Below are 19,771 nucleotides of genomic sequence, written 5' to 3' on the forward strand. Positions count from 1 at the left end.
CCGGTACCTTCCTCCACTCCGCCTCGGGGATCGCGGCGCACACGTCGCATCCCCCGCCCGGCCCGGGGGATGATGGGACATCTTCCCATCCCCGTCGCACCGCGCAGAACGGGCTCCCGCCGATCCCGCCGCCCGCGCGCCCCGCGCACGCCCGGGGGAACGTAGGCTCGGAGCACGCGGCCGTGTGTTCGCGGCCCTCGGGGGGTTGTCCCCGGCGGCTCAGCGCATACCGTGGGACACACCTTTTCCTGTGCGGAGCGGAGGGCCTTCATGCCGGTGCTGTCGGCCGCCGCGCAATCGACGGAGGAACCGCCCCCGTGAATCGCCGAGGCAACGGACTCTCAGCGGACGCCTACGCGCCGCTCGTCGATCTCGCGCCGCACCTGGCCGACGCGCTGCTGGCGGCCCTGCGGGACGCGGGCGTCGCCGCGTACGCGACCGGCGGCGCGCCGCGCGCGGACGAGCACGCCGAGCCGCGCGCCGCCGAACCCCGGACCACCGAACCCCGTGCCAACGAACCCCGAACCAACGAACCACGGACGAACGAACCCCGGGCGACCGAGTCGCGCGCGACCGAGCCCCGGGCCGAGTGCGCGGACGCCCCCGCCGACGAGCAGGCGGCCGAGCCGACCGGCGAGGACGGCGAGCCGCTGGACCGCCTGTACGTGGACGTCGCGATGAAGCCGACCGCCGAGGGCGTGCTGCGCGTCCACCTGACGCGGCTGCGCGAGTCCGGCGCGGCCCTCCCGCCCGACCAGCCGCCGGCCGACGCCGAGGCGGACGAGCCCGACGCCGAGCCGGGCGGCGGCGCGGCGGTGCGCGACGAGGACGCCATCTGGGCGGAGATCGTCGCGGGCTTCGACCGCGCCGTCCCCGAGGGCGAGACCCCCTGGCCCGACGAGGAGAACGTCCGCGAGCCCGCCCCGCCCCCGCCGGGCGCGGACCGCACCGGCCGCCTGCCGCGCGCCCGGGTGATCCGCCCCGCCGACGACGAGGACGAGGAGTTCCCCGCCGCCGACGACGAGGGCCACTACGTCCCGCCGCCGCCCGCGCCGCTGCCCAACGCCGACCCGGTGACCAAGGGCGCGTGGATCGCGCTGGTCGGCGGCCCGCTGTACCTGCTCGTCACGGTCATCCTCGACTGGGAGGTCCCCGGCTGGGCCGCGTTCCTGGCCGTCGCCGCGTTCATCGGCGGGTTCGTGACGCTGGTGCTGCGGATGGGCGACGAGCCGCGCGACCCGGACGGCGGCGCGGTCGTCTAGCCGGGCAGCTCCAGCTCGGCGAGGACGGGCCGGTGGTCGGTGGCGAGCGGGTAGTCCCGCGCGGCGCCGGCGTCGGCGGGCACGCCGCAGCCGACGACGGTGAACGCGTCGGCGGCGAAGATCCCGTCGATGCGCCGGTGCGGGTTCCGCGCGGGGAACGTCGCCGACTCCCCCGCCGGGGCGGCCGCGTGCGCGTCGCGCAGCGCGGCCGCGAGCAGCGTCCACGCGGGGCCGCCCGGCTCCTCGTTGACGTCGCCCGCGAGCACCGCCGGGGCGCCGTGCCGCGCCGCCGCGCGGTCCAGCAGCGCCAGGACCTCCCGCGCGTGCGCGAGGCGCGGCGCGGGCCGCAGGTCCAGATGCGTGCTGGCCGCCGCGAACCGGACGCCGCCCGCCTCCAGCACCGCGACGGCCAGCGCCCGCCGGTGCAGTCCGGGCGCGGGCGCGAGCAGGTGGAACTCGCGGGCGACGCGGCGGACGCGCGGCGCGGCCAGCACCGCGAGCCCGCACGCCCGGCGGCCCGCCGCGACGCGCAGCCCGCACGCCGCCGCGAACCGCCGCCGCCGCAGCCGCCACGCCCCGAAGCGGGGCACCTCCTGGAGGCACACCACGTCCGGGTCCAGGGCGCGGACGACGCGGACGGCGGCGGCCTCGTCGTCGCGCAGCGACCGCAGGTTGTAGCCGAGGACCCGGACGACGGGCACGCCGGTCAGATCCGGGCGAGGTCCGCCGCGCCGACGATCCCGGCGGCCGGGCCGAGCTCGGCGATGCGGATGTCGGGCAGCGGCCGGTGCCCGCGCCCGGTCAGCGCGGCCTGGAACGCCTCGCGGATCGGCTCCAGCAGCAGGTCGCCCGCGTCCGACAGGCCGCCGCCGATGACGAACGCGCCGGGGTCGAGGATGGCGCTGAGGTCGGCCAGCCCCTGCCCGGTCCAGCGGGCGACCGAGTCGAAGCACTCCAGCGCCGCCGCGTCGCCCTCCCGCGCGGCCTGGGTGATCTGCGGGCCGTGGATGCGCTCGGGGCTGCCCTCGGCCAGGTCCAGCAGCCGTCCCGCCATCGCGGGCGCGACGCGCGCCAGGTCGCGGGCCTCGTGGACGAGCGCGTTGCCGCTGGCGTACTGCTCCCAGCAGCCCCGGTTGCCGCAGCCGCAGCGCCGCCCGTCCGGGACGACGCGGAAGTGCCCGAACTCCGCGCCGATGCCGAACCGGCCGCGGTTCAGCTCGCCGTCCACGATGATGCCGCCGCCGATGCCGGTGCCGAGGGTGATGCAGACCATGAAGTCCTGGCCGCGCCCCGCGCCGTAGCGGGCCTCGCCCCACGCGGTGGCGTTGCCGTCGTTCTCGACCACGACCGGGAGCCCGACCAGGCCCTCGACCTTCTTCTTGATCGGCTCGTCCCGCCAGGCGAGGTTCGGCGCGAACAGCACCGTGGAACGGTCCTCGTCCACGAACCCGGCGGTCCCCAGGCCCACCGCCGACACGTCCGGGTACTTGCCCTTGAGCAGTTCCACGACCTCGGCGATGACGTGGGCCGTCTCCTCCGGGTCCGTGGAGGGCGTGGGCCGCCGCACCTTCTCCACGATCGCCCCGTCGTCGTCGACGACGCCCGCCGCCACCTTCGTTCCGCCGACATCGACACCGATGGTCAGGCTCATGGACGCTCCTCCTCAGCTTTCGTCTCACCCGGCGGACGCGACCGTCGCGACGCGCCGCCCCGCAGGCGGCCCGAGCGCCGCGACCCCCGCCCGCGCCGACGGACGGACCGGCGGCGTCAGCCGCGCTCCGCCGCCTCGCGGGTCGCGGCGGCCCACGGACCGCCCCGCTCCCCCCGGGCCGACTCCGCGCCCGGGCCCGGGACGCCGTCCCGGGCCGGGTCGAACGCGGCGGCGGCGGCCAGCGCCGCCGCGAGCAGCGAGCCGCCCGCGTCCCGGACGCGCCGCCGCACCCCGGGCCCGGCCGCGCGCACCAGCGCGGCCGCCCGGCAGAGGGGGCAGTTCGTGCATTCGGGAGCCCCTGTCGCGATGTGCGGCACCCGCGCGGTGGCCCGGCCCCACGCGTCGCCGGCGGCGGACGGGCCGCCGGAACCGCCCGCGAACCGCCGCCGGAGCACGTCGAGGAGCTGCACCGCCTCGTCGAGGACGTCGCCTGGCTGCTGCTCGGTCATCAGAACATTTTCCATCCGTTGTGGGCGTGAAACGGTATCGCTCCACCGTGGTAACGAAGCTCTTACTCTCGTCGCGGCACGGGTCGCGGCACGGGTCGCAGCACGGGTCGCGCCGCTAGGCGGACTCGACGTGCCTCTTCAGCCCCTTGAGCGCCGAGTCGATGATCCGCTTCTCGCCCTTGCGCTTGACCATCCCGATCATCGGGATGCGCACGTCCACCGCGAGCTGGTACGTCACGTCCGCGCCGTCGCCGGACGCGGCCAGCTCGTAGGAGCCGTGCAGGCCCGTGACGACCGCGCCGGGTTCGACGAGCCGCCAGGTCACGGCCGTGTCGCCGGTCCAGGTGTACTCGAGGCCGACCGTGTCGCTGAACGGCCCGCCGTCGAAGGTGAGCCGGGCGCGCTCGGCCCGTCCGTCGCCGTCGGTGCTCTGGACCTCGATGCCCCGGATGCCGCTCGCCCACGACGGGTAGTCCGCCAGGTCGGCGATCACCGCCATGACCTCGGCTGGACTCGCCGCGATGTGGATGGTCGAACTGGTCCGCTCCGCCATGACTTTCCCGTCCTCCCGGCCTGCGCCGTCGCGTGATTGGCGGTCCCTATCTTTCACACTGGCGCGCCCGTTTCACACCGTCAGCGCGAACGGCACGCCCCTGGCCCGGAAATGGCCGACGTTGACGCACTCGGTGCGGCCCACCCGCATCCGCCGCGCGAGCGGCTGGTGGACGTGCCCGAACAGCGCGTAGCGGGGCTGGGTCTCCTCGATCAGCTCCAGCACGGCGCGGCTGCCGCGCTCGAACCGGCGCGCGACGGTGTCGTACAGCAGCTCGGGGATCTCCGGCGGGATGTGCGTGCAGAGCACGTCGACCGCGCCGACCGCCGCGACCTTCGCCGCGTAGGCGTCGTCGTCCAGCTCGTAGGGGGTGCGGTACTCGGTGCGCAGGCCGCCGCCGACGAACCCGAAGCGCAGCCCGCCGATCTCGGTGGCCTCCCCGTCCAGCACCCGGTGGCCGGGCCGCAGGTGCTCGGCCCACATCGACGGGACGTCCACGTTCCCGTACGTGAGGTACGCGGGCGACGGCATCGCCGCGAACAGCCGCGCGTACTGGGCGCGGACGGCCCGCTCGATGTGCGGCCACGCGTCGCCGCCGAGCGACGCCCACTTCTCGCGGGAGAACGCGCGGGCCTCCTCGAACCGCTTGCCGGTGCGCAGCTCGATGAAGCGGTCCGCGGCCTCCTGGCCGAACAGGTCGGCGAAGATGCCCTGGCCGTGGTCGGCGTAGTCGATGAACAGGACGAGGTCGCCGAGGCAGATCAGGGCGTCCGCCCCCTCGGCGGCGCCCGCGAGCGCGTCGGCGCGGCCGTGGACGTCGCTCACGACGTGGATGCGCATGTTGCGAATGTAATGCGTCGAACCCGGTTCGGTCAGCCGCCGGTCGCCGCCCGGACCAGCGCCCGCCACTCCGCGACCAGCGCCGGGTCGGCGGGCGCGTCCCACGCGCCGTCCGGGCGGACGGCCGCGCCCACGTGGAACGCGGTGATCCCGGCCGCCGCCAGCACCGCGACGTGCCGCCGCCGCAGGCCGCCCCCGGCGACGATCAGCCCGGCCGCGCGCGGGTCCTCGGCGGCGCGGCGGGCCAGCACGGGCAGGCCCGCGTCCACGCCGCGCGGCGAGCCCGCCGTGCGGACGGCGTCGAGGCCGCCGCCCGGCTCGGCGGCGAGCGCGCGGACGGCCGTCCACGCGGCGGCCGGGTCGGCGGCGTGGTCCGCGGCGCGGTGGAACGTCCACGGCAGCGGGCGGGCGGCGTCGGCGAGCCGCAGCGCGGCGGCGGTGTCGGGCGCGCCGCGCTCGTCCAGGAAGCCGAAGCAGAACCCGTCCGCCCCGGCGGCGGCCAGCGCGGCGGCGGCGCGGCGGAGCCGGTCGAGTTCGGGGCCGCCGGTGCGCAGGCCCGCGTTGGCGCGCAGCACGACCCGCATCGGCAGCGCGGTGGCGTCGCGGATGCGGGCGACGCGGTCGGGGTCGGGGGTGAGCCCGTCGGCGGCCATGTCGGCCGCCAGGTCCGCGGCGACCTCGATCCGGTCGGCGCCGCCCGCCTGCGCCGCCCGCGCGTCGGCGGGCGTCAGGGCGACCACTTCCAGCAGCGCCACGCGTCTCCCCTCCGGCGGTCCGCTCCGCGTCGAGGGTAGGCGAGCCGGTCGCGGGGTCCGGGGTGGCGGCGCGGGACTTTGCCGGTCCGTTAGGCGCCCAGCTCGAAGGGGTGGTGAAGCGGGCGGCGGGCCCTCTTGCTACTCGCGGGTATCATCGGCGATTGAGGAACCGGTAGCGTCTTCCCCGCCCTGCAGTGACAAATCCTTGAGGAGTGGCCGTGCGCGAGTTCAGCGTCCCGCCCGTGGTGGAGGTGCCCGGCTCCGCCAACCTGACCGACACGCCGTTCGGCCGGGCCGCGGAGGCACCCGGCACGATCGTGCTGCGCCGCCGGACCGGCGCGGCCTGGCGCGCGGTCACGGCCGGCGAGTTCGCGGCGGAGGTGACCGGGATCGCCAAGGGCCTCGTCGCGGCGGGGATCGAGCCCGGCGACCGGGTCGCCCTGATGTCCCGGACCCGGTACGAGTGGACGGTCCTGGACTACGGCGTCTGGGCGGCGGGCGGCGTCGTCGTGCCGATCTACGAGACGTCCTCGGCCGAGCAGGTCGAGTGGATCGTCGGGGACTCCGGCGCGAAGGCCGTCTTCGCCGAGACCGAGCAGCACCTGGCCACCATCGCGGGGGTCCGGGACCGGCTGCCCGCCCTCGCGCACGTCTGGGGCATCGACGCGGGCGACCTCGCCGCCGTCACCGCGTCCGGCGCGGACCTGGACGACGCGGTCGTCACCGAGCGCCGCGGCACGCGCGGGGCCGGCGACGTCGCCACGCTCGTCTACACCTCGGGCACCACCGGGCGGCCCAAGGGCTGTGAGATCACCCACGGGAACCTGGTCTCCACCGCCCGCAACGCCATCCAGGGCGCGATCTCCGAGGTCACCGTGGACGGCAGCTCCACGCTGCTGTTCCTGCCGCTCGCGCACGTGTTCGCGCGGCTGATCGAGGTCGCGACCGTCGAGGCCGGGATCGTCCTCGGCCACAGCGACGTCCCGAGCCTGCTGCCGGACCTCGCGTCCTTCCAGCCGACGTTCCTGCTCGCGGTCCCCCGCGTGTTCGAGAAGGTCTACAACGGCGCGGAGCAGAAGGCCGCCGCGGACGGCAAGGGCAAGATCTTCCACGCCGCCGCCGAGACCGCCATCGCCTACAGCCGCGCGCTCCAGGACGGGAACGTCGGCCTCGGCCTCAAACTGCGGCACAAGGTGTTCGACGTCCTCGTGTACGGCAAGCTGCGGCAGGCCGTCGGCGGCCGCGTCCAGTACGCGGTGTCGGGCGGCGCGGCCCTCGGCGAGCGCCTCGGCCACTTCTTCCGCGGCGTCGGCATCACGATCCTGGAGGGCTACGGCCTCACCGAGACCACCGCGCCCGCGACCGTCAACCGGCCCGGCGCGCTGCGCATCGGGACGGTCGGGCAGGCCATCCCCGGCGTGACGATCCGGATCGCCGAGGACGGCGAGGTGCTCGTCAAGGGCGTCAACATCCTCAAGGGCTACTGGAACAACGAGACCGCCACCAAGGAGGCCCTGGAGGGCGGCTGGTTCCACACCGGCGACCTCGGCGCCCTCGACGACGACGGCTTCCTGAAGATCACCGGCCGCAAGAAGGAGATCCTCGTCACCGCGGGCGGCAAGAACGTCGCGCCCGCGCCGCTGGAGGACCGCCTGCGCGCCCACCCGCTGATCAGCCAGTGCCTCGTCGTCGGCGACGGCCGCAAGTTCATCAGCGCGCTGATCACGCTGGACGAGGAGGCCCTCGGCCCCTGGAAGGAGCGGCACGGCAAGCCCGCCGCCATGACCGTCGCGCAGCTCCGCACGGACCCCGACGTCGTCGCGGAGATCGACGGCGCGGTCGCCGAGGCCAACAAGTCCGTCTCGCACGCCGAGGCGATCAAGAAGTACCGCATCCTCGGCGTGGACTTCAGCGAGGAGGCGGGCCACATGACGCCGAGCCTCAAGGTGAAGCGGCACGCCGTCATCAAGGACTTCGCGGACGAGATCGAGTCGATCTACTCCTGACGCGCCGCGGGCGGGGGCCGGCCCGGTCCCCGCCCGCGCGGTCACAGCTCCGCGACGGCGTCCTCGATCGCGGTCGGGCCGTTGGACAGGTCGAGCGTCCGGTGCCGGACGTTCCTGGCGGGCAGCAGCGTGGCGATCACCGCGGCGACGTCGTCGCGGGTGACGCGCCCGTACCCGCCCTCGGGCACGTCGCCGGAGTCCTCCAGCGTCACCTGCCCGGTGCCGGGGTCGTCGGTGAGCGTGCCGGGCCGCAGGATCACCCAGTCCAGGTCGCGCGAGCGCAGGTCCACCTCGGCGGCGTGCTTGGCCCGCACGTAGGCGGCCCACTGCTCGCTCGCGTCCGGCGCGGGCTCTTGGTCCACGCCGACCGCCGAGATCTGCACGAACCGCAGCACGCCCGCGCCCTCGCACGCCTCCGCGAGCAGCACCGACGCGCCCCGGTCGACGGTGTCCTTGCGCGCCGCCCCGCTGCTCGGGCCCCCGCCCGCCGCGAAGACGGCGGCGTCCGCGCCCTCGATCCGCTCGGCCAGCTCGTCGGCCGGCGTCGACTCCAGGTCCAGCACGATCGGCTCCGCGCCCGCCGCGCGCACGTCCTCGGCGTGGTCCGGGTTGCGGACCAGCCCGTGGACGACGTCCCCCCGTGCGGAGAGCAGCCGGGCCAGCCGCAGCGCGATCTGGCCGTGCCCTCCCGCGATCACGATGTTCATGATCCCGATACTACGGATTCGCCTTCGGCGTCCCCGGACTCGGGCGGGCCGCCCAGCGCGGCGCACGCGAATCCGGTGACGTGGTCGCGCAGCGCGGCGACGTCGGCGGGGTCGTCCACGCCGACGCCCATCAGCTCGGCGATGCGCGGCAGGACGAACGGGATCAGGGCCAGGCCCTTGAGCGTGAGCATCAGCCGCTCGTCCTCGGCGGTCGGCTCGCGGCCCATCCCGGCCGCCAGCTCCGTCGCCTTGGCGCGGCAGCGCTCCTCGCGCCACGCCTGCTCGGGCAGCGTGCCGTCGCGGTGGTGCAGCGACTCCCACATCAGCAGCCGTACGAGGTCGGGGCGGGTGCGGTAGTGGTCGAACATCGCGCCGACGTAGGCGGCGGGATCGTCGCCGGGGGACGCCGCGACGGCCGCGACCTCGTCCAGCGCGATCCGCATCACCGCGTCGTACAGCTTCTCCTTGTTGCCGAAGTAGCCGTAGATGCGCTCCTTGTTGACGCCCGCGCGCGCGGCGATCCGGTCGACGCGCGCGCCCGCGACGCCGTGCTCGGCGAACTCCTCGCGGGCGGCGGCGAGCAGGGCGGCGCGGGTGGCGGCGGCTCCGGTGAGGGGGCGGGCGGCGCCGCCCGCGTCGGTGTCGGTCATGCCGCCATCCTAGCCCCAACCAACTTTCCGGTTGGATTCCAACTGAATAGTTGACTTCCAACCGGTTGGTTGCCTACGGTTCTCGGCATGACCTCGACCACGGCCCTCCCCCCGATCCGCGCGGCCCGATCCGCGCGGCCCGACCGTCCCGTTCCGGCGACCGCGCCGTTCGCGCGCACCGTCGCCGTCCTGTCCGTCGTGGCGCTGCTCGCCACGTCCCAGCTCTACGGCGCGATCCCGCTCGTCGGCGCGGCCGCCGCCGACTGGCACACCCGCCCCGGCCCGCTCACCTGGCTGGTCACCGCGTTCGGCCTCGGCTACGCCGCCGGGTTCCTGCTCTTCGGGCCGCTGTCCGACCGGTTCGGCCGCCGCCGCGTCATGGTCGCCGGGGTCGCCGCGACGGCCGTCACCACCGCGCTCGTCGCGCTCGCGCCCGGCCTCGGCGTCGCGCTCGCGCTGCGGGCGCTGCAGGGGCTGACGATCGGCGCGTTCCCGCCCGTCGCGATGGCCTACGTCGGCGAGCGCGTCGAGCCGCGCCGCCGCCTGCTCACCGTCACCGCGATGACGACCGGCTTCCTGGCCGCCTCCGTCGTCGGGCAGCTCCTCGCCCAGGCGATGCTCGCACTGCTCGGCTGGCGCTCGTTCTTCGCGCTCGGCGCGGTCCTGTTCGCCGCGGGCGCGCTCGCGCTGCACCGCGTGCTGCTGCCGGACGCGCCCGGCCGGGGCGGCTCCCCCGCCGCCGCCTACCGGGCGATGCCGCGGCTGCTCGGCACGCCGGGCCTGCGGCTGCTGTACCTCGCCGTGCCGATCCTGCTCGGCTCGTTCGTCGCGATCTACACCGGCCTCCAGCTCACCGGCACCGGCGGGCTGCTCGGCCTGCGGGCCGCCGCGCTGCCGGTGATCCTGGCGATCCCGTTCGCCACGGCCCGCCTCGCGCGGCTCGACCCGGTCCGCCGCTGCGCCGCCGCGCTGCTCGTCACCGCCGCCGGGACCGCGCTCATCGGGGTCCTGACGCCCGGCACCGGCGTCCTCGCGCTGCTGCTCATGGCGGTCACCGCCGGGGTCGGCGTCGCCGCGCCGGGGATGATCGACCTCGTCGGCTCGCGGGCGGGCGACCGGCGCGCCCCGGCGATCTCGCTCTACACCGCGCTGATGTTCGTGGGGGCCAGCGCGGGCCCGCAGCTCGCCGCCGCGCTCGCCGGACGGGGCCTGGCCGCCGTCGCGCTCGTCCTGGCCGCGCTGCTCGCGCTCGCCGCCGGGCTCGTCGCGGCGGCGCGGCGCGGGCTGCGCGCCGGATGACCGGCGGCCGCCCGCGGGGACGCCGTCCGGCCGGGCCGGGCGGCGGCCCCCGCGCGTCAGCCCGCCCAGGGCAGGCGCAGGGCCTCCAGCTCCGGGTCGGCCAGCAGTTCCTCGACCAGCGCGGCCGGGCCGACGACCTTGGTGCCCCACAGGTCCCAGTCGCAGTACACGACCCACGAGCGGTCCGCCGCCCACAGGTCGGACGGGCAGCTCGCCATCGCCGGGTGGTCGTAGAGCGCGGGCGCGTCCACCAGGCGGCCCGCGAGGACGGTCTCGCGGTCCCAGTCGGCGGTGACCAGGGGGCAGTAGTACGCCAGGCAGCGCGTGTCGTACCCGTCCGGGCTGTGCCGGGCCAGGACGGTCATCAGCCGGTTCCAGCCCTCCCGGTCCAGGCAGCCCTCGGCGGGCGGCTCGACCGCCGCCGACCAGCTCCCCGTCGGGTGGGCCTGGCGCAGGCACCGGTGCCCCGGGTACTCGCCCTCGGGCACCACCGGCCCGCCGAATCCGGCGGCCAGCTCCGACCAGCGCAGCCGCCGCCACCCCGGCCCGGGGTGCCCGCTGCGGCCGAGCTGGTTGCCGGTGACGACGGCGTCCTCCAGCAGCTCCCCGACCTCGGCCTCCGCGCCGTCGCCGCCGCCCTCGGGCTCGGCCAGGCCCGCGGCGCGCACCGAGCGGTACACGTCGTCGTGGGTGGTGGTGACCAGGCCGTCGCGCCACACGTACATCGCGTGCAGCAGCCAGGCCGCGTCGGGGCGGCCGGGCGGCTCGAACCCCGAGTAGCAGTGCTCGGGGTCCAGCGCGGCGAGCCAGCCGACCGAGTCCCCGGAGACCGGCGTCCACGCGTCCTCGACGTCCGTCATGGACGGCATCCTGCCACCGATTCGGCCGGAATCCCGCCAGGACGCCCGTCCCAGGCGCGCCCCCGTGTCCGAACCGCCGACCGGACCCGCCCGATCGTCACGAAAAGCGGCTTATCGCCCTAATTTCGGCGGCGCGGGATCAACCATCCAGAAGCGTGCCGAGTCGGGCGGCCTGCAGCTCCCAGCGCCACTCCCGCTCGACCCAGCCCCGGCCCTTCTCCCCCATCGCGCGCGCCCGCGCCGGGTCCGCCAGCAGGCCCGCGACGGCGTCCGCGACCGCCGCGACCGAGCGGCCCGGGACGACCGTGCCCGTCTCGCCGTCCAGCACCGCGTCCGGCGCGCCGCCCGAGTCGCCCGCCACCACCGGCAGGCCCGTCGCGGACGCCTCCAGGTAGACGATGCCGAGCCCTTCCACGTCCAGGCCCCGGCGGCGCGTCCGGCACGGCATCGCGAACACGTCGCCCGCGTCGTAGTGGGCGGGCAGCTCCTCCCACGGCACGCCGCCGGTCAGCACCACCGACCGCTCGACGCCCGTGGCACGCGCGAGCCGCTCCAGGTCGGCGCGGTACGGGCCGCCGCCGACGAGCAGCAGCGCCGCGTCCGGCACCGACCGCAGCACGCGCGGCCACGCCCGGATCAGCGTGTCCTGGCCCTTGCGCGGGACCAGCCGCGACACGCACACCGCCACCGGGCGGTCGGACAGGCCGTGCCGCGCCCGGATCTCCGCACCGCCCGCGCCCGCGCGGAACAGCGTCTCGTCCACGCCCGGCGCCAGCCGCGCCAACCGCGCCGCCGCCCCGGGCGACAGCGCCCGCGCCAGCCGCGACCGCGTGTACTCGCCGAGGTAGGTCAGCGCGTCCGCGCCGTCGCCGATGCGGCGCAGCAGCCGCCGCGCGACCGGCAGCGACGCCCAGCCCGCCTCGTGCCCGTGCGTCAGCCCGACGATCCGCGCCGCGCCCCGGCCGCGCAGCGCGGGCCCGAGCAGCCCCAGCGGGGCCGCCGCGCCGAACAGCACCGAGTCGCAGCGCTCGCCGCGCAGCAGGTCGGCGGCGCGCCGCAGCACGCCCGGCTCCGGCAGCATCAGCGACGTCGGATGCCGCACGACGGGGAACGGCTGCGCCGCGTCGAACGCGGCCGCGCCCTTCCACGCGGGCGCGTACACCACGACCGAGCCCGCCGGGCGGCGCACCGCGAGGTTGTGGACGAACGCCTGGATGCCCCCCGGCCGCGGCGGGAAGTCGTTCGTCACCACGAGGGTCCTGGTCACCGGCCAAGGATAGGCCGCAGGCCCGAACGCGGCGCGGCCCGCCACCGGTTCCGGTGGCGGGCCGCGCCCGTGGCGAACAGCGTCGTGCCGTCAGTGGTTGAGCTGCTCGGGCTCGCGCCCGCTCTCCACCTCGTGCCCGTGGTCGTGCTCGTGCTCCTCGACGGGGATGTCGTCGAACGTCCACGCGCGGTTGAGCCGGGACCGCAGGTGACCCAGCGGGCCCTTGGAGTTCGGCGCCGGGATGCCGTTGGCGTCCGTCGCCGGGGGCTCCGGCCGGGAGTTCTCCTTCGACAGCAGCACCGCGCGCCGCTCGTCCCGCAGGGGGTCGTGCCGCTCGCTGAACTCGCCGTCCGGCGACATCAGCACCGTGCCGCTCTCCATGCCGTGCGCGACGATCTCGGCGTCCTTGCGCTGGAGGCCGAGGCAGACGCGCTTGGTGATGATGTAGGCGATCACCGGGCCGACGAAGAACGTCACCCGGAAGAACCACGTCGTGGCGTACAGGGAGACGTGGAACTTGTCCGCGAGGACGTCGTTCGCGCCCGCCAGCCACAGCAGCCCGTAGAACGTCACGGCCGCGATGCCGACGGCGGTGCGCACCGGGGCGTTGCGGGGCCGCTGGTTGACGTGGTGCGCCCGCTTGTCGCCGGTCACCCACGCCTCGACGAACGGCCAGACCGCCGCGCCGGTGAAGATGATGCCGAGCGGGACGAGCGCCGGGATCAGCACGTTCAGGCTGAGCGTGTGGCCCCAGGCCGTGATCTCCCAGTTCGGCATGATGCGCAGCGCGCCCTCGAGGACGCCCATGTACCAGTCGGGCTGGGAGCCCGCCGAGATCGCGCCCGGGTCGTACGGCCCGAACAGCCAGATCGGGTTGATCTGCGCGAACGTCGCCAGCAGCGCCAGGACGCCGAACGTGAACAGGAAGTACGCGCCCGTCTTGGCCATGAAGACCGGGTAGAACGGGTAGCCGTAGACCTGCTCCTCGGTCTGGTGCTTGACCGGCATCGCCGTGTGCTTCTGGTGCCACATGATCATCATGTGCGCCGTGACGAGGCCGAGGATCAGCGCCGGGATCAGCAGCACGTGCAGCGTGAACAGCCGCGGCACGATGTCCTGGCCGGGGAACTCCCCGCCGAACAGGAACATGTAGACGTACGTGCCGACGATCGGGATCGCCTCGGCGACGCCCTGCGTGATCCGCAGACCGGTGCCCGACAGCAGGTCGTCCGGCAGGGAGTAGCCGAACAGGCCCTCCAGCATGCCGAGGACGAACATGCCGATGCCGATCAGGTAGTTCAGCTCGCGCGGCTTGCGGTACGCGCCGGTGAAGAACACCCGCAGCATGTGCGCCAGGATCGACGACATGAACAGGATGGCGGCCCAGTGGTGGATCTGCCGCATGAGCAGGCCGCCGCGCACGTCGAAGCTGATGTGCAGCGTCGAGGCGTAGGCCTCGGACATCTTCACGCCGTTCAGCTTCGTGTACGAGCCGTCGTACACGACCTCCAGCATGCTCGGCTTGAACCAGAGCGTCAGGAACGTCCCGGTCAGCAGCAGGATGATGAAGGAGTACAGGGCGATCTCGCCCAGCATGAACGACCAGTGGTCCGGAAAGACCTTCTTCAGGTTCCGGTTGAAGAACCCGGTGGAACCCAGCCGCTCGTCGAGGAAGTTCAGCGGTCCCTCGACCGCCTTCGGTGCCGTGGCCTCGCTCATCCGCGCTCCCAGAAACTCGGGCCGATCGGTTCGGGGAAGTCGGCGGTGGCCACGAGGTAGCCGTCCTCGACGCTCAGCGGGAGCTGCGGCAGCGAGCGCGCGGCCGGGCCGAACACGACCTTCGCCCCGTCGGTGGCGTCGAACGTCGACTGGTGGCACGGGCACAGGATGTGGTGCGTGGTCTGCTCGTACAGGGCCGCGGGGCAGCCGACGTGCGTGCAGATCTTGGAGTACGCGACGATCCCGTTGACGTGCCAGTTCTCACGTCCGGCGACGGGCTTGAACTCGTCGACCGGGACGTTGATCAGGATGGTGACGGCCTTGGCGGTCTGCGTCAGCACCTGCTCCTCGGGCAGGTGCTCCTCCAGGCCCTCGGGCAGGACGGTGATCATCCCGCCGGGGCTGGAGAAGTCGCTGACCTTCAGCGGCTGCCCGGTGCCGTCCACCACGAGGCGGACGCCCTTCTTGCCCTGGGCCCTGGCGCGCTTGACCGCGTCCGCCCAGTAGGTGTGGCGCAGCCGCTTCTCCGGCAGCGGGCCGAGGTCGCGCAGCAGGAACAGCGGCGCGATGCCGAGCGGCGCGGCGGCCAGCAGCAGGGTGCGGCGCAGCAGCGGGCGCTTGGTGATCCCGCTGTCGTCGGCGCCCTCCAGGAACGCCTCGGTGAACGAGGCGCGCGTGTCGGCGTCCGCGCCGAGCGCGTGCCGCTCCTGGACGATCGGCTTGCTGGTCATGAGGCGGCGCACCCAGATGGTGACGCCGATCGCCATGGCCAGGAACGCCAGCGCCATCAGCCCGCCGAACCACAGGTTCGACTCGCGGGTGCGGTCCACGCCGTGCATGCCGCCGTGGCGGCCGCTCCAGCCGATGAAGTAGACGAGGAACCCCACGCTGGCGGCGAACGCCAGCAGGAAGAACGTCGCGACGATGCGCTCGGCGCGCTTGGCCGCCCGCTCGTCGATCTCCTCGCCGATGCCCGCCGGGGCGGAGATGTCGTCCTGCGCGAGGAGCGTCGTGTCCTGCGCCGGCGACGGGGTGCGTCCGGACCGGAGCGGGACGCTGTCCTCCGGGACGGGCTTGGGCTCCGGCGCGTCCGGAGTCTCGTTGTTCTCGCTCATGACTTCTTCAGCTTCTTCGGCTTCTTCGCGGTGATCCACGCGGCGGCCAGGACGAGGAGGCCGAGGCCGACCAGCCAGCCGGCGAGGCCCTCGGAGACCGGGCCGATGCGGCCGAGGCCGTTGCCGCCCGGGTTGGGCTCCTCGCGGGTCTGGACGAGGTAGGAGATGATCGCCTGCTTGTCCTGCGGCGTGAGCGTGGTGTCGTTGAACACCGGCATCGCCTGCGGGCCCGTCAGCATCGCCTCGTAGATCTGCGTGGGCGTGACGTCCTTGGTGGCCAGCGGCGGGGCGTACTTGCCACCGGTCAGCGCGCCGCCCTGGCCGGTGAAGTTGTGGCACTGGGCGCAGTTGGTGCGGAACAGCTTGCCGCCGAGCGCGACGTCGCCCTTGGTCGGGTCGACGGCCGACGCGGCCGGGACCGACGGGCCGCCGCCGAGCTGGGCGATGTACTCGCGCAGGTCGGCGAGGTTCTTCTCGGCCTGGGCCTTCTGCGCCTCAGCGGCCTTGCGCTTGGCCTCGTCCTCGTAGTCGGTCCGGATCGTGGTGTCGAAGGCCGCGATCGGCCGCTTGCGCGGGACCTGGGCGCCCGGGTTCATGGCGGGCATGCGGCCCGTCGCGACCTGGAAGTCGACGGCCGCGGCGCCCACGCCGAGCAGGCTCGGCGCGATCGGGTGGCCCTTGGCGTCCTTGGTGCCCTCGGCGTTCAGGCCGTGGCAGCTCGCGCAGTTCTTCTCGAAGAGCTGCTGGCCGTTCTTGAGGTCCGCGGCCGCCTGGGTCGCGTTCGCCGCCTCGGCGCGGTCGGTCCGGGGCGAGAAACCGGCGTAGATGACGCCGATCGCCGCCAGGGCCGCCAGCACGACGGCGTAGCCCGCCCACGGGCGCCGTCGCCATGCGGTGAACCTTTTCACGGAAATCCCCGTTCGGGTATGTCGTCGTTGGTCAGTGGAGGTCGAGCAGGTAGATGACTGCGAACAGGCCGATCCAGACCACGTCCACGAAGTGCCAGTAGTACGAGACCACCACGGCACTGGTCGCCTGCTCGTGCGTCCATCGCTTGGCGGCGTAGGTGCGTCCCAGCACGAAGAGGAACGCGATGAGCCCGCCGGTCACGTGGAGGCCGTGGAACCCGGTCGCCAGGTAGAAGACCGAGCCGTAGGCCGAGGACGAGAGCGTCAGGCCGTCATGGGTGACGAGCGTGTAGTACTCGTACGCCTGCCCGGCGATGAAGTACGCGCCCATGAGGAACGAGAGCACGTACCACTCGCGCAGGCCCCACCGCCGGAAGTTCAGCAGGCCGCCGTCGCGCCCCACCTTGCCGTTCTCCGCCTTGAAGACGCCCATCTGGCACGTCACCGAGGACAGGACCAGCACGGTGGTGTTCACCGCGGACAGCGCCAGGTTGAGATCGGCCCCCGGCCATGAGTGCGAGCCTTGCTGACCGATCGTCACTGAGCGGATCGTGAAGTAAATCGCGAACAGAGCCGCGAAGAACATCAGCTCGGACGACAGCCAGACGATCGTCCCCACGCTGACCAAGATGGGACGATTCTCCCGAGCGTGAGGTGTTGTCTCTATCGCGGATGCTGTTGCCACGGGCAGCATTATTACGTCACCCGGTCGGCGACCCGCGCATGACCCCCCTCCAGCGGCCTTCGCGCGTGTCCGGTCCGGACCTCGGCGCACGCGGGATCGGCGGCGCACCAGGGGTTCCCGGCGGCGGGCGCGGCGCGTGCCGTCCAGAGGGCACGATTCGGACACGGTGCGGCGCGCGGGGCGGCGGGGCGCGCGGTGGACCGGCCGATTCGCCACGTATACCCGGTTTGTCGGTGATCGAATCCGGATCTCGTGCGGACGACGCCCCCTCCGGTACCCTGCTGCGCATGAGCACCGCCCCGGAGAGCCCGATGAAGGTCCTCGTCTACAGCGACGACGCGAACACCCGCGCGCAGATCCGGCTCGCGCTCGGCCGCCGCCCCGCGGCCGACCTCCCGGCCGTCGAGTACGTCGAGGTCGCGACGCAGCCCGCGGTGGTGGCCCGGCTCGACCAGGGCGACATCGACGTCGCGATCGTGGACGCCGAGGCGCAGCCCGCGGGCGGGCTCGGCGTGTGCCGCCAGGCCAAGGACGAGGTGTACGACTGCCCGCCCGTGCTGGCCGTCATCGCCCGCCGCGACGACGGCTGGCTGGCGACCTGGTCCCGCGCGGACGCCGTCGTCGCCCTGCCGCTCGACCCGATGGCCGTGGCGCGGGCGACCGCCGACCTCATGCGGCGGCGCGCCGCGAGCCGGCTGCCGGTCCTGTAACACCACCGCCGCACCGGGGGCCGCGGGCGGGCCCCCGGTCGGCGCGCGCCCGCGCCGGAACGGCCGCTCGCCCTGGGAGTAGACGACATGGATGCCCGTACGACCTGGCCCGCCCTGCTCAACGCCCTGATCGACGGCGACGCGCTGTCGGCCGAGGAGACGTCCTGGGCGATGCGCCAGATCATGTCCGGCGACGCCACCGACGCGCAGATCGGCGGGTTCGCGGTCGCGATGCGGGCCAAGGGCGAGACCGTCGCGGAGGTGTCCGGGCTCGCCGAGGGGATGCTCGCGCACGCGACGCCGATCTCCGTCCCCGGGCCGATCGCGGACCTCGTCGGCACCGGCGGCGACCAGGCGCACACCGTGAACATCTCCACGATGGCGGCGGTCGTCGCGGCGGCGTCCGGGGTGCGGGTCGTCAAGCACGGCAACCGGGCGGCGTCGTCGTCGTGCGGCGCGGCGGACCTGCTGGAGGAGCTGGGCGTCCCGCTCGACCTGACCCCGGAGGCGTGCGCGCGCTGCGCGGAGGAGGTCGGGATCACCTTCTGCTTCGCGCCGCTGTACCACCCCGCGTTCCGGTACACCGCGCGGCCGCGCAAGGAGCTGGGGACGCCGACCGTCTTCAACTTCCTCGGGCCGCTGACGAACCCGGCGCGGCCGTCCGCGCAGGCCGTGGGCGTGTTCCACCCGCGCATGGCGGGGATCGTGGCGGGCGTGTTCGCCGAGCGGGGCAACAGCTCGCTGGTGTTCCGCGGCGACGACGGGCTGGACGAGCTGACGACGACGGGCACGTCCACGGTGTGGGTCGTGCGGGACGGCACGTCCACCGAGACCGTGTTCGACCCGGCGGACCTCGGGATCGCCCCGGCCCGCCCGGAGGACCTGCGCGGCGCGGACGCGGCGTTCAACGCGCGGGTGGCCCGCGAGGTGTTCGGCGGCCGCACCGGTCCCGTCCGCGACATGGTGCTGCTCAACGCGGCGGCGGTGATGGTGGCGTTCGAGGGCGCTCCCCCGGCGGCGGGGCTGACGGCGGCGCTGGCGGACGCCTACGGGCGCGCGGCGGCGTCGGTGGACTCGGGCGCGGTGACGGCGCTGCTGGACCGCTGGGTGGACACGGCGCGCGCGCTGAACGGCTGACCGGCCGGGCCGGTCACACGGGCCGGTCGGCCGGGCGGGGTCACTCGGGCAGGCCGAGCGAGAACGCCGCCTCCAGGTCGTGCTGCGAGTACGTCCGGAAGGCGATGTGCGTCTCGGTGTCGCGGACGCCGGGGACCTTGTTGAGGCGGCCGGGGATCACGTCGTTGAGGTCGTCGTGGCGGCGGACCCGCACGACGGCGACCAGGTCGTGCTCGCCGGTGACGGAGTAGACCTCGCTGACGCCCTCCAGCGCCGCGATCGTCTCCGCGACCTCGTGGATGCGCGCGACCTCGGCCTTGACGAACACCAGAGCGGTGACCACTGCGTCCCTCCCAGTTTGCGTACCGTACGACTCTATCGACCGGTTCAGCGGGCCAGCGCGATCGGGCGGCGCGCGGGCCCGGCCCGGCGGGCGAGCAGCGCGAACACCACGCCCGCGACGAACCCGCAGATGTGCGCGACGTAGGCGACGTTGCTCTCGGCGTCGCCCAGCGACAGCCACTGCAGCGCGAACCACGACCCGAGCAGCACCCACACCGGCAGCCGCACGACGAGCGGCGGCACCATGCTGATGATCCGGCCGCGCGGGTTCAGCACGAGGTACGCGCCGAACACCCCGGCGATGGCCCCGGACGCGCCGATCAGCGGCACGCCCGAGCCCGGATCGGCGAGCGCGAACCCGTAGACGGCGACGAGCCCGAAGAACAGGTAGCTGAGCAGGTAGCGCAGCCTGCCGAGGCGGTCCTCGACGCCCATCCCGATGACGAACAGCGCGACGAGGTTGCCGAGCAGGTGCAGCGCCCCCGCGTGCAGGAACATCGACGTGAACGCCGACACCCACGGGCGCTTGTGGAACGTCTGCTCGCCGCACCGGTTGACGAGGTCGGCGGGCGCGGGCTGCTGGCGGCCGGTGGTCAGCTCGTGCGGGATCGCGCCGTACCGGTAGGTGAACGAGCTGGCCTTGCACTCGCGGACGGCGTCGTTCTCCCGCAGGGACGCGACGTTCGACATCGGCGTGAACAGGTACACCACGACGTTGACCGCGACCAGCAGGTACGTCACCCACGGCACGCGGCGGGCGGGCTGGCTGTCGTACAGCGGCAGCGCCATGCGGGACGTCCTCCCCGATCTACGGATC

At 74.5% G+C, this 19,771-nt stretch carries 21 protein-coding genes; 5 read left to right on the forward strand and 16 right to left on the reverse strand.

Annotation, left to right across the window (positions count from 1 at the left end; all coding sequences use genetic code 11):
• The first annotated feature begins 317 nt into the window (after positions 1 to 317).
• The gene (locus tag G339_RS39775; RefSeq protein ID WP_019630858.1) at positions 318 to 1,262 is read left to right on the forward strand and encodes a hypothetical protein; all 945 of its coding nucleotides are present in this window, start codon (positions 318 to 320) and stop codon (positions 1,260 to 1,262) included.
• On the opposite strand, the gene G339_RS0109600 is transcribed toward G339_RS39775, so the two are convergent.
• The 6 genes from G339_RS0109600 to G339_RS0109625 form a co-directional block, all read right to left on the reverse strand.
• Positions 1,259 to 1,963, reverse strand: coding sequence for an endonuclease/exonuclease/phosphatase family protein (locus tag G339_RS0109600; protein ID WP_019630859.1), 705 nt, complete (start codon positions 1,961 to 1,963; stop codon positions 1,259 to 1,261). The genes G339_RS39775 and G339_RS0109600 overlap by 4 nt on opposite strands.
• A gap of 5 nt (positions 1,964 to 1,968) precedes the next feature.
• Positions 1,969 to 2,913, reverse strand: a complete 945-nt coding sequence (locus G339_RS0109605; RefSeq protein ID WP_019630860.1) for an ROK family glucokinase — start codon at positions 2,911 to 2,913, stop codon at positions 1,969 to 1,971.
• Between the two features lie 116 nt (positions 2,914 to 3,029).
• Entirely contained in the window at positions 3,030 to 3,422 is a 393-nt protein-coding gene (locus G339_RS36555) for a hypothetical protein (protein ID WP_019630861.1), read from the reverse strand.
• Between the two features lie 115 nt (positions 3,423 to 3,537).
• The gene (locus tag G339_RS0109615) at positions 3,538 to 3,975 is read right to left on the reverse strand and encodes an SRPBCC family protein (protein WP_019630862.1); all 438 of its coding nucleotides are present in this window, start codon (positions 3,973 to 3,975) and stop codon (positions 3,538 to 3,540) included.
• A gap of 72 nt (positions 3,976 to 4,047) precedes the next feature.
• The gene (locus G339_RS0109620; protein WP_026341294.1) at positions 4,048 to 4,815 is read right to left on the reverse strand and encodes a metallophosphoesterase family protein; all 768 of its coding nucleotides are present in this window, start codon (positions 4,813 to 4,815) and stop codon (positions 4,048 to 4,050) included.
• Between the two features lie 32 nt (positions 4,816 to 4,847).
• Positions 4,848 to 5,570 carry a copper homeostasis protein CutC gene (locus tag G339_RS0109625; RefSeq protein ID WP_019630864.1) on the reverse strand — a complete coding sequence of 241 codons (723 nt, stop codon included), beginning with the start codon at positions 5,568 to 5,570 and terminating at the stop codon, positions 4,848 to 4,850.
• A 218-nt stretch (positions 5,571 to 5,788) separates the two neighbouring features.
• Here G339_RS0109625 and G339_RS0109630 point away from each other — a divergent pair, with 218 nt between their 5' ends.
• A complete protein-coding gene (locus G339_RS0109630) occupies positions 5,789 to 7,576 on the forward strand; it encodes an AMP-dependent synthetase/ligase (RefSeq protein WP_026341295.1) in 1,788 nt (595 codons plus the stop codon).
• A 41-nt stretch (positions 7,577 to 7,617) separates the two neighbouring features.
• Here G339_RS0109630 and G339_RS0109635 read toward each other — a convergent pair whose 3' ends face one another.
• Together G339_RS0109635 and G339_RS33140 are read right to left on the reverse strand one after the other, a co-directional pair.
• The gene (locus G339_RS0109635; protein WP_019630866.1) at positions 7,618 to 8,283 is read right to left on the reverse strand and encodes an SDR family oxidoreductase; all 666 of its coding nucleotides are present in this window, start codon (positions 8,281 to 8,283) and stop codon (positions 7,618 to 7,620) included.
• The gene (locus tag G339_RS33140; protein WP_019630867.1) at positions 8,280 to 8,933 is read right to left on the reverse strand and encodes a TetR/AcrR family transcriptional regulator; all 654 of its coding nucleotides are present in this window, start codon (positions 8,931 to 8,933) and stop codon (positions 8,280 to 8,282) included. Before G339_RS33140 ends, G339_RS0109635 begins: the two co-directional genes overlap by 4 nt.
• 87 nt (positions 8,934 to 9,020) lie before the next feature.
• Here G339_RS33140 and G339_RS0109645 point away from each other — a divergent pair, with 87 nt between their 5' ends.
• Positions 9,021 to 10,232, forward strand: coding sequence for an MFS transporter (locus G339_RS0109645; RefSeq protein WP_019630868.1), 1,212 nt, complete (start codon positions 9,021 to 9,023; stop codon positions 10,230 to 10,232).
• A 56-nt stretch (positions 10,233 to 10,288) separates the two neighbouring features.
• Here the strand turns inward: G339_RS0109645 and G339_RS0109650 are convergent, their stop codons facing one another.
• From G339_RS0109650 to ctaE, 6 genes are all read right to left on the reverse strand, one after another.
• On the reverse strand, positions 10,289 to 11,092 hold the full coding sequence (locus tag G339_RS0109650) for a hypothetical protein (protein WP_019630869.1): 804 nt from the start codon (positions 11,090 to 11,092) through the stop codon (positions 10,289 to 10,291).
• 139 nt (positions 11,093 to 11,231) lie between these two features.
• Positions 11,232 to 12,359 (reverse strand): glycosyltransferase family 4 protein, encoded by a 1,128-nt coding sequence (locus tag G339_RS0109655; RefSeq protein WP_026341296.1) that lies wholly within the window; start codon positions 12,357 to 12,359, stop codon positions 11,232 to 11,234.
• Between the two features lie 90 nt (positions 12,360 to 12,449).
• The gene (gene qcrB / locus G339_RS0109660; RefSeq protein WP_019630871.1) at positions 12,450 to 14,078 is read right to left on the reverse strand and encodes a cytochrome bc1 complex cytochrome b subunit; all 1,629 of its coding nucleotides are present in this window, start codon (positions 14,076 to 14,078) and stop codon (positions 12,450 to 12,452) included.
• A complete protein-coding gene (gene qcrA / locus G339_RS0109665; protein WP_019630872.1) occupies positions 14,075 to 15,193 on the reverse strand; it encodes a cytochrome bc1 complex Rieske iron-sulfur subunit in 1,119 nt (372 codons plus the stop codon). Before qcrA ends, qcrB begins: the two co-directional genes overlap by 4 nt.
• Positions 15,190 to 16,101: a cytochrome bc1 complex diheme cytochrome c subunit gene (gene qcrC / locus G339_RS0109670; protein WP_019630873.1), complete on the reverse strand. Its 912-nt coding sequence runs from the start codon at positions 16,099 to 16,101 to the stop codon at positions 15,190 to 15,192. Before qcrC ends, qcrA begins: the two co-directional genes overlap by 4 nt.
• A gap of 31 nt (positions 16,102 to 16,132) precedes the next feature.
• The gene (ctaE, locus tag G339_RS0109675) at positions 16,133 to 16,795 is read right to left on the reverse strand and encodes an aa3-type cytochrome oxidase subunit III (RefSeq protein ID WP_084693183.1); all 663 of its coding nucleotides are present in this window, start codon (positions 16,793 to 16,795) and stop codon (positions 16,133 to 16,135) included.
• Positions 16,796 to 17,073: 278 nt separating this feature from the next.
• Between ctaE and G339_RS0109680 the strand changes: the two genes are divergently transcribed.
• Both G339_RS0109680 and trpD read left to right on the forward strand, forming a co-directional pair.
• Positions 17,074 to 17,496: a type 2 periplasmic-binding domain-containing protein gene (locus tag G339_RS0109680; RefSeq protein WP_019630875.1), complete on the forward strand. Its 423-nt coding sequence runs from the start codon at positions 17,074 to 17,076 to the stop codon at positions 17,494 to 17,496.
• Positions 17,497 to 17,583: 87 nt separating this feature from the next.
• Entirely contained in the window at positions 17,584 to 18,633 is a 1,050-nt protein-coding gene (gene trpD / locus G339_RS0109685) for an anthranilate phosphoribosyltransferase (RefSeq protein ID WP_019630876.1), read from the forward strand.
• A gap of 40 nt (positions 18,634 to 18,673) precedes the next feature.
• Here the strand turns inward: trpD and G339_RS0109690 are convergent, their stop codons facing one another.
• Both G339_RS0109690 and G339_RS0109695 read right to left on the reverse strand, forming a co-directional pair.
• Positions 18,674 to 18,955, reverse strand: a complete 282-nt coding sequence (locus G339_RS0109690) for an Lrp/AsnC family transcriptional regulator (protein WP_019630877.1) — start codon at positions 18,953 to 18,955, stop codon at positions 18,674 to 18,676.
• 44 nt (positions 18,956 to 18,999) lie between these two features.
• A complete protein-coding gene (locus G339_RS0109695) occupies positions 19,000 to 19,743 on the reverse strand; it encodes a rhomboid family intramembrane serine protease (protein WP_019630878.1) in 744 nt (247 codons plus the stop codon).
• Between the last annotated feature and the right edge of the window lie 28 nt (positions 19,744 to 19,771).

The organism is Actinomadura atramentaria DSM 43919 (assembly GCF_000381885.1).
GTDB lineage: Bacteria > Actinomycetota > Actinomycetes > Streptosporangiales > Streptosporangiaceae > Spirillospora > Spirillospora atramentaria.

Bases quoted from the DNA above. Each gene is read 5' to 3' on its own strand.
- G339_RS0109605 (WP_019630860.1), bottom strand. From the start codon at position 2,913: ATGAGCCTGACCATCGGTGTCGATGTCGGCGGAACGAAGGTGGCGGCG.
- G339_RS36555 (WP_019630861.1), bottom strand. From the start codon at position 3,422: ATGACCGAGCAGCAGCCAGGCGACGTCCTCGACGAGGCGGTGCAGCTC.
- G339_RS0109615 (WP_019630862.1), bottom strand. From the start codon at position 3,975: ATGGCGGAGCGGACCAGTTCGACCATCCACATCGCGGCGAGTCCAGCC.
- G339_RS0109620 (WP_026341294.1), bottom strand. From the start codon at position 4,815: ATGCGCATCCACGTCGTGAGCGACGTCCACGGCCGCGCCGACGCGCTC.
- G339_RS0109635 (WP_019630866.1), bottom strand. From the start codon at position 8,283: ATGAACATCGTGATCGCGGGAGGGCACGGCCAGATCGCGCTGCGGCTG.
- G339_RS33140 (WP_019630867.1), bottom strand. From the start codon at position 8,933: ATGACCGACACCGACGCGGGCGGCGCCGCCCGCCCCCTCACCGGAGCC.
- G339_RS0109645 (WP_019630868.1), top strand. From the start codon at position 9,021: ATGACCTCGACCACGGCCCTCCCCCCGATCCGCGCGGCCCGATCCGCG.
- G339_RS0109650 (WP_019630869.1), bottom strand. From the start codon at position 11,092: ATGACGGACGTCGAGGACGCGTGGACGCCGGTCTCCGGGGACTCGGTC.
- qcrB (WP_019630871.1), bottom strand. From the start codon at position 14,078: ATGAGCGAGGCCACGGCACCGAAGGCGGTCGAGGGACCGCTGAACTTC.
- qcrA (WP_019630872.1), bottom strand. From the start codon at position 15,193: ATGAGCGAGAACAACGAGACTCCGGACGCGCCGGAGCCCAAGCCCGTC.
- ctaE (WP_084693183.1), bottom strand. From the start codon at position 16,795: ATGCTGCCCGTGGCAACAGCATCCGCGATAGAGACAACACCTCACGCT.
- G339_RS0109680 (WP_019630875.1), top strand. From the start codon at position 17,074: ATGAGCACCGCCCCGGAGAGCCCGATGAAGGTCCTCGTCTACAGCGAC.
- trpD (WP_019630876.1), top strand. From the start codon at position 17,584: ATGGATGCCCGTACGACCTGGCCCGCCCTGCTCAACGCCCTGATCGAC.
- G339_RS0109695 (WP_019630878.1), bottom strand. From the start codon at position 19,743: ATGGCGCTGCCGCTGTACGACAGCCAGCCCGCCCGCCGCGTGCCGTGG.